Source organism: Rhizobium sp. SG_E_25_P2, from assembly GCF_029892285.1.
GTDB lineage: Bacteria > Pseudomonadota > Alphaproteobacteria > Rhizobiales > Rhizobiaceae > Rhizobium_E.
Window position 1 is genome coordinate 79795 of record NZ_JARXVM010000011.1, and the last position, 14746, is coordinate 94540.

Here is a 14746-nt window from a genome sequence, read left to right on the forward strand (position 1 = left end):
TGGCGGCAGCCGGATGAGGCGCGGCGCACGCCGTCGATCCCAACCGTGGGAAGAAATCCCATCCCGCCGCGCAGGCGGACCGCCGGTGGATTCCAGCCTGACGCCGCTTAAGCGGCCAGCGCAGCGCTTTCCGTGGCGATGAGTTGGCCCAGCCGCTTGACGCCCTCGTCGATCATCTCGTCGGACGCGCAGGAGAAGGAGAGCCGGATGGTATTCTCGCCGGAACCATCGGCAAAGAAGGCGCGGCCGGGCACGAAGGCGACGCGCACCGTCTCGATGGCGCGCGCGAGCAGCTTTGCGCCATCCATGCCCTTGGGCAACGTTACCCAGACGAACATGCCGCCTTCGGGCCGTGTCCATTCGACGCCCGCCGGCATGAAGGCGTCGAGCGCCGCCAGCATTTTTTCGCGGCGATGGCCATAGGCCTTGCGAACCTTGGCGATCTGTTCGTCGAACAGGCGTTCGGCCACTTTATGAATAGCCATCTGGTTGATGGTCGAGGAATGCAGATCGGCGGCCTGCTTGATCAGCACCAGCTTGCGCACGACTTCGGAATTACCGACCACCCAACCGATGCGCAGGCCCGGAGCCAGCGTCTTGGAAAAGGTGCCGCAATAGAAGGTGCGGGTCTTCTCGATATCGCCGCCATTGCGTTCGAGATCAAGCGCCAGGATCGGCGGGACGCTTTCGCCGGCATAGCGCAGCGATTGATAGGCGGCGTCCTCGATCACCGGCACGTCGAGTTTCTCGGCGAGATCCAGCAGCCATTCGCGCTCGGGCCGCGTCATGGTCACACCGGTCGGATTGTGGAATTCCGGCACGCAATAAGCGAATTTCACCGCGCCGCCCTTTTCCTTCGCGGCGTCGTGATAGGACGAGGGCTCGCGGTTGGAGAGCGGCAGCAGCTTGTCGTAATTCGGCTCATAAGCGTTGAATGCGCCGAGCGCGCCCATATAAGTGGGCCAGGTCACCAGCGCCGTGTCATCCTTGGACAGGAACAACTTGCCGAGGTAATCGAGCAATTGCTGCGAGCCCGATGTGATAAAGACATTGTCGGCGCCGCAGATGATGCCGATCTTGCCCATCTCGTTGGCGATCCAGTCGCGCAGCGGCTTGTAGCCTTCGGACACGGAATATTGCAGCGCCGCGTCGCCCTGGGGGCTGGCCAGCACTTCGGCATAGGCTTCGGCCACTTCAGCCTTTGGAAACAGGTTTACATCGGGGATGCCGCCGGCGAAGGAGATGATATCAGGCTGCTCCAGAAGTTTGAGCAATTCGCGAATTTCAGACGCCTTCATGCGGCTCGCGCGCGTGGCGAAAACCTGTTGCCAATCCATGGATTCGTTTCCTCTCGATATTATCCCTGCAGAAGATCATGAGAGCGACAATAAGTCAACAATGCTGACCTAATTTTCGGAGCATGTTCGCTTGCGACGCCGCCTGTCGCGTCGGCGCTGGACTACGCAATTTCCCAGTATTTTTACCAGTAATTTCACGTCGTTCGCTGCGTTGCGGTAGAGGTTTTTTATACAAGATGAAATACATGTCGGGGGCGAGGTTCCGATTTCGAGGATAACGTGCGCCGGCTCCGACTTCTCACCCACATCATGATCGGACTGGACCGAGGCACGCCGGATATCCACTGGCGCCAACTTGGCGAGCTCTTTCGCATCACGCCGCATCTTCTCGCCGCTCTGGGCATCGGGCTGGCGGCCGTGGAGCCATGGCTCCATGGGCAAATCGGCGCTGTGTATATGGCGCTCGGTCTGATCGCATCCCAGCTTACGATGCGCATCGCCGGGCAGGCAGCCTTCCGGCGCAGAAAGGATGCGTCGCTGACGAAATGGACCCGCATCTTCGCCGTCGTCTCGGCCGCGTCAGGGCTGTTTTGGGGGCTGGCGCTTGCCTCGCTCTATCTCGGTGGAAATAGCGACAGCCAATTGATTGTCCTGGCGGTTGGTTGCGGCATCATCCAGTCCGCCGCCGCCCGTGCGTTCATGTCGCCAGCGCCGATGCTCATCAACATCGCGCTTGTCATGAGCACGGTGTCGACGGCCGCGGCGTTGGAGGGGCAATGGATGATGGCGCCGATCTGCGCTGTCTATTTTCTGTTCCAACTCACCTATCTCGCACGCCTGAGCAACCTATACCTCAACGAGATTCAGGCCGGATGCGAACGTGAAATCGCGTTGGAGCAGTTGGCGGACGCCAACAAACGCCTGAAGCAAGCCAATGAGCAACTCGCGCGCCATGCATTGACCGATGGCTTGACCGGCATCGCCAATCGTCGCAGTTTCGACGCCGTCTTGAACGCGGCGTTCGACGATGCCGGCAAAGCAGAGCCGCTGTCGCTGATCCTGCTCGACATCGATCATTTCAAGGCCTTCAACGACACACACGGCCACCAGGCCGGCGACGACTGCCTCAGGCTGGTGGCGCGTGTCATCACGGATGCATTGGCCGACAGCCGCTATCGCGCCGCCCGTTACGGCGGCGAGGAATTCGCGCTGGTCCTACCCGGCGCAGATTCCTTCGAGGCGGCGCGTTTCGCCGAAACACTCCGCAGCGTTATCGAGAGCGTGGATACCTCTGATCTCGCAGGCGCGCCGCAATCGATTTCCGCGAGCCTCGGCGCCGCCACCCGCACCCGCGCCGACCAGACGCCCGCCGATCTCGTGGCACGCGCCGACCGGGCGCTCTATCGCGCCAAGCAAAAGGGCCGCAACCGCGTGGCGGTGGATGGCGAAGGCGACAGCGCCTCGGCCTGATCGTCAGTTGCGGCCACGAAAAAACCGGGGTCGCCCCCGGTTTCTCAAATTTTCGTCATTCGACTGGACAAGCCTGTATTGGCTGCGAGCCCGGTCAATGCGCTTTGTCTTGCCGCTGTTAGTTGCGGGCCTTGTCGACCAGCTTGTTCTTGCCGATCCAGGGCATCATGCCGCGCAGCTTGGCGCCGACTTCCTCGATCTGGTGGTTGTCGTTCATGCGGCGGATGCCCTTGAAGCGAGCGGCGCCGGCGCGGTATTCCTGCATCCAGTCCGAGGTGAACTTGCCGGTCTGGATGTCATGCAGAACGCGCTTCATCTCAGCCTTGGTTTCCGCAGTGATGATGCGCGGACCGGTGACATATTCGCCCCACTCGGCCGTGTTGGAGATCGAGTAGTTCATGTTGGCGATGCCGCCTTCATAGATCAGGTCGACGATCAGCTTCACTTCGTGCAGGCATTCGAAATAGGCCATTTCCGGAGCATAGCCGGCTTCCACCAGCGTCTCGAAGCCGGCGCGGATGAGCTCGACCAGACCGCCGCAAAGGACGACCTGCTCGCCGAACAGGTCGGTTTCGCATTCTTCCTTGAAGGTGGTTTCGATGATGCCCGAACGGCCGCCGCCAACGCCGCAAGCGTAGGACAGAGCCAGTTCAAGGGCGTTGCCCGAAGCGTTCTGATGGATGGCGACGAGGCAGGGAACGCCGCCGCCCTTCTGGTATTCGCCGCGCACGGTGTGGCCGGGGCCCTTCGGCGCGATCATGACGACGTCGACCGAAGCCTTGGTTTCAATCAGGCCGAAATGGATGTTGAGGCCGTGGGCGAACGCTATGGCTGCGCCGTCGCGAATGTTGGCGGCGATTTCATCGCGATAGATGTCGGCCTGGAGTTCGTCCGGCGTGGCCATCATCATCAGGTCGGCCCAGGCGGCGGCTTCAGCGACCGTCATGACCTTGAAGCCGTCGGCTTCTGCCTTGGCGGCAGTCTTGGAGCCAGCCTTCAGCGCGATGGCGACATTGGCGGCGCCCGAATCCTTGAGGTTCAGCGCATGGGCGCGACCCTGCGAACCGTAGCCGATGATGGCGACGTTCTTGGACTTGATGAGGTTGAGATCGGCATCACGATCGTAATAGACGCGCATGTTGAATGTCCTTCCCTTAGCTGTCTGTCTTTGAATTCGGCGGCCTTAGCCCGCCATCCCCTTATCGGTTCCGTAAAGGCGAAGGAAGGCGGCAACCGCCCTCTTCGCCCGCGAACCAAACTCTTTTTTCGCCGCCGACATGTCCTCGCCGAGCAGCAGCCGAACATGCCAGTCCTTGACGATCAATCCGTAGAGAACCTCATAGGCTTCCGTGACGTCGTCGAACTCGATGAGACGCGCGCGCTTGGCGGCGATCAGCAGAGTCGCCGCGCGGCGGCCGATCTGCTTGCGGCCTCGTTCAAGCAGCATCTCGCCGAGCTGCGAGCCATCGCGGCTGGCCTGGCCGATGGCGAGCCGATTGAGCGCCAGCGACACATCGCCCGAGAGCACGTCAAGCAGCGCGATGGCGAAGTCGTCGAGCATCTTCTCAAGGCTGTCGCGGGTCAGCGCGCCGGCATTGGCCTCGCCGGTTTTCACCTTGGAGGCCTGATAGGCGATCATCGCCTCCATCAGCCCGTCGCGATCGCCGAACCACTTGTAGAGGCTTTCCTTGGAGCAATTGGCGGCGCGCGCCACGCCCGCCGTCGTCAACGCTTTTTCGCCGCCCGACACGAGCAGGCGCAACGCCTCCTCCAGCACGGCGTTCTGCCGTGGCGAAAACTGATCCGGATTGGTCTCTGCCGTGGTCAACATCGCTCCACCTCAATGTTGCAGTGCGGTACCGTACGGTACGGTTCGCGGTGTTTATGCAGCGGATTGGGGGTGAGGTCAAGGGGAAAGATGAACGCTTCATTATCGTAGACGCCTGTCCCATCAGATGGTACATTCAACCACGAAGGCGATGGGCGCACGATGATCGAAAGCTTCCGCGATGGTTGGCTTGGAGAGTTCTTCGAGGCTAACAAGCCGAGCAAACGAATTCCGGCCGACATCTCGGATCGATTGTTTCGCAAGCTGCAGATGATCGATGACGCGACCTGTGACGCAGACTTGCGAGCGCCGCCGAGCAATCATTTCGAAAAGCTCGTCGGTTCCCTGTCCGTCTTCCACTCGATCAGGGTCAACAAGCAATGGCGGCTGGTCTTTCGATGGGATCCATCCCGAGGCGTCGCCTCATCGATTTATCTCGACAATCACGATTACAGGTGAATTCCATGCAAACCACCCTTCGTAAACCCGTCTCGGTCGGCGAAATGCTCGTCAAGGAATTCATGCAGCCGCTCGACCTGACCCAGACCGCGCTCGCCGCCGCGATGGGCGTTCCGCGCAAACATGTCAATGAACTCTGCCATGACAAACGGGCGGTGACCGCGGCGACGGCGCTGATCCTCGCCCGCGTCTTTGGTAACAGCCCCGATTTCTGGCTGAACACGCAACGCCGCACGGATATCTGGCTGGTGATGAACACGCCCCGGGAAAGAGAGCGCGTAGAACGCGCCAAGCCGATCGATCAGGCGGCATGAGCGGAACCGCAGGAAAGGCGCGATACCAACCCAAATATCTTCAGCGCTCTCTCCGCGCCCAAGCGCTACTCTTCGGACATTCCCAGACCGGAGCGCCCCATGCAAAAACACCCTGCCCTGCTTGTCCCTCTGCTTTTCGCGATGACCGCGCCGCTGCATGCGGAAGATCGAGCCGCTTCCGGCTTGTTCGACCAGCGCTATTGCGAGATCCTCACGGTGGAGCGCCAGCGGCTCAAGCTTCACGTTACCGTCTACAACACGCTCGGCTACAACACCTGCCCTGAAGACGCTTGGCGCAAACTCAATGCCCATGTGCTCGCGCGCGAGCTCGATGTCGAAGCGACGCAACTCAACGGTCCGCGTCACTGGCTGATGGACGGGATTATCGGCAAGGGCGCGACCGCAGCAGGCGAGGTGAAAACCTTCGGCGGCATCGAAATGGCGGCGCGCGCCGAGATCACCATGCCGCTGCTCAGTGCGCCGATCGGAAAGACCTATTACCAGCCGACCGAGGTCAACCGGGAGACCGTCTGGCTGTTTGCCGCCGGCAAGCCGGTGTTCGAACTCACCGATCCGCAAGGCCAAGTCTATATGATGCAATCCTATGCGCAGATCGTCGATCCCAAACTCGCGCTGGCCGACCTTCCCCGCCTCGGCGCCCGGCTGAAGCTGCCGAAAGGCTGGACCTATTCCTCCCGCGTGCTCACCGAGGATTACAAGTTGGAGGCCAAGGGCGTGGCGCATGTGCTTCAGGACGAGTTCCAGAACACCTATCAACGCCGCGCTCCCTGACGGTCAGCCCGGCCAGCGCTTGATGAAATCCACGAAAGCACGGAGCGGCGACGGCATGTGGCGACGGCTGGGATAGTAAACATAGGGCCCGGAAAACGGCTGCTGCCAGTCTTTCAGCAGCTCCACCAGAGCGCCGCTCTCGACATGGGGCCGACTGACATCTTCAAATGTGGCCAATACGCCAAGCCCGGCCAGCGCGGCCGATAGTTCGATGTCGATGAGATTGGCGACCAGCGGACCATCGGGGGCGATGCGAACGATCTCGCCATCTTTCTCGAATTCCATCGCTGACATCCGTCCGCTATCAAAGCGATGGCGGATGAAAGCGTGCTTGAGAAGATCGCGCGGATGCTCCGGAACACCCTGTCGAGCCAGATAGTCCGGCGAGGCGACGGCGGCGAAGCGTTGCATGCGTGGCCCGATCGGCACGGCGATCATGTCCTGCTCGAGGCTCTCGTCATAGCGGATGCCGGCGTCGAAGCCCTGGGCGAAGACATCGATGAACGTATCGCTGGCCTGCACTTCCAATGTCACCGCCGGATACTCCCGAAGAAAAGCGATGGCGATCGGCGGCAGGATCTGCCGGGCGATGAAGGACGGCACATTCAGCCGCAACCGGCCGGCAGGACGATCGGATGTTTCCGCCACCTGTTCAAGCGCGGTCGAAATCTCCGAGATCAGCGGCCGGACTCTTTCCAGAAGCCGCTCTCCCTCTTCAGTCGGCGTCACGCTGCGGGTGGTGCGGTTCAATAGTCGCGTTTCCAGCCGCGCCTCCAGCCGCCGCACCGCTTCGCTAAGCGCGGAAGCCGAGACGCCGCGCAACGATGCAGCGCGCCGGAAGTTACGGCATTCGGCAACGGCGGCGAAGGCTTCGAGATCGGCGAGCGGCAACTGGTTCATTGTATGAAATTCCGCACAGGTCGTTTCATCTGGATCAGATTATCGCACAGACTGATACGCGGTAAAAGACCGTCATTCCCGACCCACGAGACGGGACGAACGCCAAGGAGACAGATCATGAAGACCACCACACTCGGAAAAACCGGCCCGCAGACTTCGGTCGTCGGCCTCGGCTGCATGGGCATGTCGGGCATGTATGGCCCGTCCGACCGGGCGGAATCCATCGCCACCATCCACGCCGCCTTCGATGCCGGCGTGACGCTGCTCGACACCGGCGATTTCTACGGCATGGGCCATAACGAAATGCTGATCGGCGAAGCGATCAAGGGCCGCCCGCGCGACTCCTTCCTGCTCAGCGTCAAGTTCGGCGCGCTTCGCGCCCCCAATGGCGGCTGGCTCGGTTACGACGCCCGGCCGGCGGCGGTGAAGACGGCGCTCGCCTATACGCTGCAGCGGCTCGGCGTCGACTATATCGACGTCCACCGTCCCTCGCGCCTCGATCCCAATGTGCCGATCGAGGACACGATCGGCGCGATCGCCGACATGGTCAAGGAAGGCTATGTCCGCAATATCGGTCTGTCGGAAGTCGGCTCGGACACCATCCGCCGCGCCGCAAGCGTGCATCCGATCAGCGATCTGCAGATCGAATATTCGCTGATGTCGCGCGGCATCGAAGCTGAAATCCTGCCAACTGTGCGCGAACTGGGCATCTCGGTCACCGCCTATGGCGTGCTGTCGCGCGGCCTGCTCAGCGGGGCTTTCAACCCAAGCGTCATTGCCGCGAGTGATTTCCGCGCCCATAGCCCGCGTTTCCAGGGCGAAAACGCCGAACGCAATCAGGCGCTGGCGAAAGCGCTGCAGGAAGTGGCCGAAGCGCGGGGCATGAGCGCTTCGCAGGCCGCCATCGCCTGGGTCGTCGCCCAGGGACAAGACATCGTCCCGCTGATCGGCGCCCGCAAGCGCAGCCAACTGTCGGAATCGCTCGGCGCGCTGGAAAAAACGCTCACGGCTGATGATATCGCCCATATCCAGGCGGCGGTTCCCACCGACGCCGTGGCCGGCACGCGCTATGCCGAGCAGATGATGTCGCATCTCGACAGCGAAAAGCGCGGCTGAACGCGCAACGTCAGCCATGTCCCGGCAAAAGCCGGGGCATGGCTACACCGCATGCGTCACCGGCAGCGCCCCGCTTTGTTTCAGCGCCTCCATCGAGATCGAGGCGGACATGTCAAACAGCTCCACCTGTCGGATGATCTGCTTGTAGATCACGTCATAATATTCCACCGACGGCAGCGCAATCTTGAGGATGTAATCGTAGTTGCCGGTGAGCCGATGCGCCTCGACGATTTCCGGAATACGCGCGATCGCCTTGTGAAACGCCTCGACCCAGTCATCGGAATGCCGGGATGTTTTGATCAGCGCGAAGACCGTGGTCGGCAGGCCGATCTTTCTCGGATCGAGCGCCGCCCGTCGGCCGAGAATATAGCCCTCCGTCTCAAGCCGCTGTATGCGCCGCGAACAGGCCGACACCGATAGCGCGACGCGCTCGGCAAGCTCCGCCACCGGCAGGCCGGCGTCCGCCTGCATCAGATCCAGAATTTTGCGATCACGATCGTCCAGCATCGCATTTTTCGCGCAATTTTTAGCGCGCCTTTCTCATAATATGTGCAAATTGTCAGCGTCATTCTATTCAAATACGATCAATATCGCAAACAATCACCGCCTTGGGCGCGCTATTTTAATGCCGGAACATTTTTATGGGGACATGATATGAAAACCATCGGCCTGATCGGCGGCATGAGCTGGGAAAGCACCGCTGTCTATTACGCAAATCTCAACCGCATGGCGCGCGCCGCCTATGGCGGACTGGCATCCGCGGATATTCTCCTGCGCTCGGTGAATTTCGACGAAATCGTCGCGCTGCAGAAGGCCGGTCGCTGGGACCGCGCGGCAGCCGTTCTCGCCGACGCTGCAGCAAAGCTGGAAAAGGCCGGCGCCGATTGCGTGCTGATCTGCACCAACACCATGCACAAGGTGGCCGACGAGGTCGAGGCGGCGCTTTCGGTTCCACTCCTCCACATCATCGACGAGACAGCGCTGGCGCTGAAGGCGGCGGGCAAGCGCAAGCCGCTGCTGCTGGCGACACGCTACACGATGGAGGACGGCTTCTATCATCGCCGTTTCGCGACGCATGGGCTTGAAATCGCCACGCCTGATGAGGCCGGCCGCGCCCGCGCCCATGCGATCATTTTCGACGAACTCTGCGCCGGACATGTGCTGGATGGCTCCCGCGCCGATCTCACCGCGCTCATCGAGACGGCGAAAGACCAGGGCTGCGACAGCGTCATCCTCGGCTGCACCGAAATCTGCCTCAGCCTCGACCCGAACAAGACGCCGCTTCCGGGCTTCGATTCCACCGCCATTCACTGCCGCGCCGCCGCCCGCTTCGCTTTTCCGAACGAATTGCGCCTCAGCGCTTAACGAATAGCAAGAAATCGCGCTTGATTTGGAAATGATCATTCCCTATTAAATGGGAAACGATCATTTCCGAAAGGCGCGATCATGTCCGATACGCTAGACCTGCAGAAAAGCCGCGGCCGCCCGCGCGAATTCGACACCGAAGCGGCGCTCGACGCCGCCATGGCGCTGTTCATCGAACGCGGCTATGCCGCAACCGCCATCAGCGATCTCGGCGCGGCCATGGGCCTGACGGCCGGCAGCATCTACAAGGCCTTCGGCGACAAGCGCGGCGTCTTCATCGCCGCCCTCGAACGCTACACCTCCACCCGCGGCGCCCGCATCTCCGAACATCTCTCCGACGCCGCCAATGGTCGCGAACGGCTGGCGCGATTGATCGACTATTACGCCAGTCATTCCCACGGCGACTCGGGCCGCCGCGGCTGCCTCGTTATCGGCTCCGCCCGCGACCTTGCCCTGTTCGATCCCGATTTGCAGGCGCGCGTCGAAAAAGCCGTCTCCGTCCGCGAAACACTGATCATCGACACAATCCGCGACGGCCAGACCGACGGCTCCGTCCCATCGAGCGTGGATGTGGAAGCCACCGCCAAAGCCATGCTCTGCCTGCTCTACGGCATGCGCGTGATCGGCAAGACCGGCCGCAGCGAGGCGGAAATGCGCGCCATTTCCGCCGCCGCCATGAAACTTCTCGACTAACCCCTCTCCCAAGACGCCAACCTCGATCGGAGCCTCCGATGTCCATCGCCACCACCGCTGAAGGCGCTCGCGCGCCACAGGCGATCTCGCCTCTCCTGACTTTCCTCTTTGCCGCGACCTGCGGCCTCGTGGCCGCCAATCTCTATTACGCCCAGCCGTTGGCCGGTCCGATCAGCGCAGAACTCGGCATGAGCCCGGCCGCCGCCGGTCTGATCGTCACCCTAACCCAGATCGGTTATGGGCTGGGTCTGCTGTTTCTCGTGCCGCTCGGCGATCTCCTGGAAAACCGCAAGCTGATGCTCGGGCTGATCCTCGCTGCGGGTCTTGCTTTGCTGGGCGCAGGTTTCGCGTCAAACGCCAGCCTGTTCCTGGCCGCCTCGCTGGCCATAGGCCTTGCCTCGGTTGCGGTGCAGGTGGTCGTGCCCTTCGCCGCCGGCATGGCGCCCGATCACGCCCGCGGCCGCGTCGTCGGCAATGTCATGTCGGGCCTGATGATCGGCATCATGCTGGCGCGGCCGTTTTCGAGCTTCCTGTCGGAATTCATGTCCTGGCGCGCCGTTTATTTCATCACCGCCGCGTTGATGGCGGTGATCGCGCTGGTCCTCAGGTTGAACATTCCGGTGCGCCGCCCCGTCGCCCGCATACGCTATGGCGCGCTGCTTGCATCTATGGCCAAGCTCGCCGCCACCGAACGCGTCCTGCAGCGGCGCGCGATCTATCAAGCCGGCATGTTTGCCGCTTTCAGCCTGTTCTGGACCGCCTCGCCGCTCCTGCTCGCCAGCCCCGCCTTCGGCCTCAGCCAGACCGGCATCGCGCTGTTTGCGTTGGCGGGCGCAGCGGGCGCCATAGCCTCGCCGATCGCAGGCCGCCTCGCCGATCGCGGATTGACCCGGTTCGCCACGATCGCGGCGATGCTGATGGCGATGGCGGCCTTCCTGATCAGCCATGCCGCCACCGACGGCTCTACTCTCGCGCTGACCCTGATGGTCGCCGCCGCCATCATCCTCGATTTCGGTGTCACCACCAGCCTGGTCTGCGGCCAGCGCGCCATCTTCAGTCTGTCGCCTGATAACCGCAGTCGTTTGAACGGCCTGTTCATGGCATTCTTCTTCGCCGGCGGCGCAGTCGGCTCGGCGCTCGGCGGCTGGGCCTATGCGACAGGCGGCTGGGAGCGGACGAGTTGGGTCGGCCTCGCCTTTCCCACCCTGGCTCTGCTGGCGCTTCTGACCGAATTCCGGCCGGGCCGGACTGCAAGGAAATCATAGTCGCGGATGTCTTCGCCTCGGATGCGCAGGCTGGTATCATCCGGCCCGCACATCCGGAGGCATTTCATGCGCATCAAGACAGTTCTCATCGCCCTGGCTCTCACCGTTTCAGCCGGGGCGGCGTCCGCCGAAAAACTCTGCGGCTGGATCGAAAACCCCACCCCCGGCAACTGGTGGCTCACCGACCGCGACGGCTCCTGGATTCTGGCCGCACAAGGCGGCGCCGAAGCCGAGGGCATGGACCTTATCGGCGACATCTCGGCCGGCGACTATGTCGCCACCAACGGCAATTATGGCTATGGCTGCGCCTGCGTGGATGCCGAAGTCGACGTCTCGGAAAGCCGCATCGTCAGCATTTCGAGCTTCAAACAATTGCCCCTCAAGACCTGCAAACGTGACAAGGCGCTCAAAACGCCGGCTGAATGACCCCGTTCACCCAGCCGAACCGGATCCTGCCGGCAAAGCGTAAGCCACCTGGGTGATCCAATTCGCCGGATCAGGATCGTGAAGTATGCTTTTGTGGAAAATGTTGAGACAACAGGCATAGGCCATGCCGTCTGCCCCCGGGCTTTGCTCGGGGGGACACCCCATGACTCCCATCCAGCCACGCAGCATTGAGTGGACCTCGCGCAGCCTGTCGTAATGACCGCGCCACTGAACAGACACGAAAAGTCCGCCCGGCATATAAGCGGAACGGAATGGCGTCTTGGCTGGCAAGAGGCGCGGCGTGAAATAGCCGAACTCGATCTCCATTTCCCCATTCGGGGCGAAGAGATTGTAGCGAAAGAAAGCCCGGCCGTAATCTGTCACCTGCTGGCTCTGCAATTCCGAGCGGACTTCAGCCAGGAAGACTTGGGCCTGCGTCATCAATTGCCGCGCACTGAGGCGCGACCGCAAGGAGAGATAGGGCTGCTTCTTGAAACGCACCCTTTCGGGCAAAGTCAACATAAGGAAAAATCCCAGCCAAACACCGCGTTGTTATCAACGCGCTTACAGCTCAGCCTATAGATCCGAGACCAGATGAAGAAAAGGCCCGCCGCTTGTCTGTCGCGCCTTATGGCCGACATTTCGGACAAAACTTGCGGTCATGGTTTCAATTAACGGTGAACAGCGAAAACACTCATAAAATTGTATCTAAGTCGATCTTCGGCGACCCAATGGGCGGTCACAGACCTCTTTTCGCCAGCGATCGCATCGCTTGCGTGACAGGTAACGACGGAATTTTTCGTCATGCGCTCCCGGCCGGCTCAGATCGCTTGCCCAAGCGCGCGCCGGAAACGACGAACTGTCTCGGGCATTCCGTATAGGAGAGCATCCGCCGTCAGGGCGTGACCGATGGAGGCTTCGGCAGCATAGGGTATCCGCGCCATCAGCGCCGGCAGATTTTCCACCGTCAGATCATGGCCGATATTGATCCCCAGTCCGAGGTCGCGGGCATGATCGGCGGTCACGCCGAGTTTCTCGATCCACGCCGCCGCCGCCGCCGGATCATCGAAACAGCCGCCATAAGGGCCGGTATAGAGTTCGATGCGATCGGCTCCGACCTGCTTGGCGATTCCGACCAGATCTTCGCCGATGCCGCCATCGACGAAAAGCGACGGCCGCATGCCGCCTGCGCGAAGCCGTTCACAGACTTGGGCAAGCAAGGCGCGGTTTGCAACCAGGTCCCAGCCATGATCGGAGGTCGCCTGCGAGGCATCGTCGGGGACCAGCGTCACCTGATCCGGGCGGACGGATTCGACCAGTTGCAAGAAATCTTCGGAGGGATAACCCTCGATATTGAATTCGCTGCCGGGAAACTCGCCGTCGATCAACTCTCGCAGCGCCGGCGCGTCGGAAAAGCGGATATGGCGTTGATCTGGCCGCGGATGCACCGTCAGTCCTCCAGCGCCCGACTGCAGCGCGACACGGCCCAGCCCGACAACGCTTGGCCAGGGCAAATCCCGGCGATTGCGCAACATGGCGACGGCGTTGAGGTTCACCGATAGGCTGGCGGCCATGACGTTTCACTCCCGATCCCTATTTCAGCCGTATCTAACCGATCGACCAGCGGGACTCCAGCGACTTTTCTTTATCTTTCCGCACGCCAATTTGATAAATCCCAAAGTCTGCGCTAGGTTTAACGAACATGATGCGTCATGGCGATAGACGAACCGCAGCGGCGCAAGAAGATGGCGGTAACGATGATTTTCCATTACCTATAATTGAAGAATGGTGTATAAGTATTCTCGAATATTAAGGGGCGCTTCTGGACGACATCCATGCGCAGCTTGCTGATATAATGATAATTTTTCGACTGTAGCGCATACCTGACGAACAGTCAGACGGCAACCGGAAGTGAATGATGCGTAGCGCATGAACAGAATCCCGGACGACGGCCATGAACCAGAAACGAGCCGTTGACGGGGAGAGGAAACGCCGATCCGGACAGGAGCCCGGAGAGAGTAGGACGTGATGCAAGAGCAAAGCCCCGATCGCCTTCAATTCGTGACGGAAGAGCCGTCCGGCTGGCAATCGATCGCCCATATTCCCGACATACCGCTTCCCAGACCTTTGCCGGATCATGCGCTTCCGATCGCGGAAATGGCGAATTTCTTCGGCGTCACGCACCGAACCCTGCATTTTTATGAGGAAAAGGGACTGTTACAGCCTGATCGGAATGGCGCTATGCGGATTTATCCGCATCGGCAGATCCGCATGATGGGGCTGATCAACCTCTGCCGGGAAACCGGCATGGCGATCGTGCAAATCCAGGATCTCTTGACCGATCTGACCTATTCTGAAAGCGCGGCTGAAAGCGAAGCCAAGCTCAGGGCGGCGTTGATTGGCAGACGCAACGAACTCGTGTCAGAAGAATCGTTGATTCGCCGCCAGATGCAGCAAATCACCACGGCGCTGCAGGAGATGGATGCGGCGCGCGACGACGCGGACAACCAGAACTTTCCCGCCCACCCTCCCTTCCTCAGCGATAGCGAATTCCGCTGCCTCAAGCTGATGGCCGAGGGCTACAATCCAGTCCGCATCTCCAAGGCTCTCGACATCGCTCTTGAACAGGTCTTGTCCATGGAGGCCGGCATTGTTCGCAAATTCAGTGCGTCGAACCGCTTCCAGGCGGTAGCGAAGGCCGTGCTGCTCGGCATCGTGGGGGATTGAGGGCAAACCGCTTGTCGTCTGTGGGCAGTCTGGCTTTGCATGCGTCGAAGATGGGCGCCGCGTTCCGAGCAACCGAGCGTGTACAAAGACACA

17 protein-coding genes are annotated in these 14746 nt (G+C 61.2%); 10 read left to right on the top strand and 7 right to left on the bottom strand.

Annotated features, from left to right (window positions below; genetic code table 11):
* Positions 1 to 107 precede the first annotated feature (107 nt).
* Positions 108 to 1337: a PLP-dependent aminotransferase family protein gene (locus M2360_RS16020; protein WP_280776266.1), complete on the bottom strand. Its 1230-nt coding sequence runs from the start codon at positions 1335 to 1337 to the stop codon at positions 108 to 110.
* 240 nt (positions 1338 to 1577) lie between these two features.
* Between M2360_RS16020 and M2360_RS16025 the strand changes: the two genes are divergently transcribed.
* A complete protein-coding gene (locus tag M2360_RS16025) occupies positions 1578 to 2768 on the top strand; it encodes a GGDEF domain-containing protein (RefSeq protein ID WP_280776267.1) in 1191 nt (396 codons plus the stop codon).
* A 118-nt stretch (positions 2769 to 2886) separates the two neighbouring features.
* Here M2360_RS16025 and ilvC read toward each other — a convergent pair whose 3' ends face one another.
* Together ilvC and M2360_RS16035 are read right to left on the bottom strand one after the other, a co-directional pair.
* Positions 2887 to 3906: a ketol-acid reductoisomerase gene (ilvC, locus tag M2360_RS16030; protein ID WP_280776268.1), complete on the bottom strand. Its 1020-nt coding sequence runs from the start codon at positions 3904 to 3906 to the stop codon at positions 2887 to 2889.
* 45 nt (positions 3907 to 3951) lie between these two features.
* Positions 3952 to 4599 (bottom strand): TetR/AcrR family transcriptional regulator C-terminal domain-containing protein, encoded by a 648-nt coding sequence (locus M2360_RS16035; protein ID WP_263822606.1) that lies wholly within the window; start codon positions 4597 to 4599, stop codon positions 3952 to 3954.
* A gap of 159 nt (positions 4600 to 4758) precedes the next feature.
* Here M2360_RS16035 and M2360_RS16040 point away from each other — a divergent pair, with 159 nt between their 5' ends.
* From M2360_RS16040 to M2360_RS16050, 3 genes are all read left to right on the top strand, one after another.
* Entirely contained in the window at positions 4759 to 5055 is a 297-nt protein-coding gene (locus M2360_RS16040) for a type II toxin-antitoxin system RelE/ParE family toxin (RefSeq protein ID WP_280776269.1), read from the top strand.
* A 5-nt stretch (positions 5056 to 5060) separates the two neighbouring features.
* Positions 5061 to 5369: a HigA family addiction module antitoxin gene (locus tag M2360_RS16045; protein ID WP_280776270.1), complete on the top strand. Its 309-nt coding sequence runs from the start codon at positions 5061 to 5063 to the stop codon at positions 5367 to 5369.
* A 99-nt stretch (positions 5370 to 5468) separates the two neighbouring features.
* Positions 5469 to 6161: a hypothetical protein gene (locus M2360_RS16050; RefSeq protein WP_280776271.1), complete on the top strand. Its 693-nt coding sequence runs from the start codon at positions 5469 to 5471 to the stop codon at positions 6159 to 6161.
* A 3-nt stretch (positions 6162 to 6164) separates the two neighbouring features.
* Here M2360_RS16050 and M2360_RS16055 read toward each other — a convergent pair whose 3' ends face one another.
* Complete coding sequence (locus tag M2360_RS16055; RefSeq protein WP_280776272.1) at positions 6165 to 7061, bottom strand: LysR family transcriptional regulator; 897 nt, start codon at positions 7059 to 7061, stop codon at positions 6165 to 6167.
* Positions 7062 to 7178: 117 nt separating this feature from the next.
* On the opposite strand from M2360_RS16055, the gene M2360_RS16060 reads away from it, so the two are divergent.
* Positions 7179 to 8177, top strand: coding sequence for an aldo/keto reductase (locus M2360_RS16060; RefSeq protein WP_280776273.1), 999 nt, complete (start codon positions 7179 to 7181; stop codon positions 8175 to 8177).
* Positions 8178 to 8219: 42 nt separating this feature from the next.
* Here M2360_RS16060 and M2360_RS16065 read toward each other — a convergent pair whose 3' ends face one another.
* Positions 8220 to 8684, bottom strand: a complete 465-nt coding sequence (locus tag M2360_RS16065) for an Lrp/AsnC family transcriptional regulator (RefSeq protein ID WP_280776274.1) — start codon at positions 8682 to 8684, stop codon at positions 8220 to 8222.
* 147 nt (positions 8685 to 8831) lie between these two features.
* Here M2360_RS16065 and M2360_RS16070 point away from each other — a divergent pair, with 147 nt between their 5' ends.
* From M2360_RS16070 to M2360_RS16085, 4 genes are all read left to right on the top strand, one after another.
* Positions 8832 to 9542 carry an aspartate/glutamate racemase family protein gene (locus M2360_RS16070; RefSeq protein ID WP_280776275.1) on the top strand — a complete coding sequence of 237 codons (711 nt, stop codon included), beginning with the start codon at positions 8832 to 8834 and terminating at the stop codon, positions 9540 to 9542.
* A gap of 81 nt (positions 9543 to 9623) precedes the next feature.
* Positions 9624 to 10235, top strand: a complete 612-nt coding sequence (locus M2360_RS16075) for a TetR/AcrR family transcriptional regulator (RefSeq protein WP_280776276.1) — start codon at positions 9624 to 9626, stop codon at positions 10233 to 10235.
* Positions 10236 to 10273: 38 nt separating this feature from the next.
* Positions 10274 to 11500, top strand: coding sequence for an MFS transporter (locus tag M2360_RS16080; RefSeq protein WP_280776277.1), 1227 nt, complete (start codon positions 10274 to 10276; stop codon positions 11498 to 11500).
* A 66-nt stretch (positions 11501 to 11566) separates the two neighbouring features.
* A complete protein-coding gene (locus M2360_RS16085; protein ID WP_280776278.1) occupies positions 11567 to 11926 on the top strand; it encodes a DUF4087 domain-containing protein in 360 nt (119 codons plus the stop codon).
* A gap of 6 nt (positions 11927 to 11932) precedes the next feature.
* Here M2360_RS16085 and M2360_RS16090 read toward each other — a convergent pair whose 3' ends face one another.
* Positions 11933 to 12448, bottom strand: coding sequence for a hypothetical protein (locus tag M2360_RS16090; RefSeq protein WP_280776279.1), 516 nt, complete (start codon positions 12446 to 12448; stop codon positions 11933 to 11935).
* A gap of 299 nt (positions 12449 to 12747) precedes the next feature.
* Entirely contained in the window at positions 12748 to 13500 is a 753-nt protein-coding gene (locus tag M2360_RS16095) for a pyridoxine 5'-phosphate synthase (RefSeq protein ID WP_280776280.1), read from the bottom strand.
* Between the two features lie 454 nt (positions 13501 to 13954).
* Here M2360_RS16095 and M2360_RS16100 point away from each other — a divergent pair, with 454 nt between their 5' ends.
* Entirely contained in the window at positions 13955 to 14653 is a 699-nt protein-coding gene (locus tag M2360_RS16100; protein WP_280776380.1) for a MerR family transcriptional regulator, read from the top strand.
* Positions 14654 to 14746 lie beyond the last annotated feature (93 nt).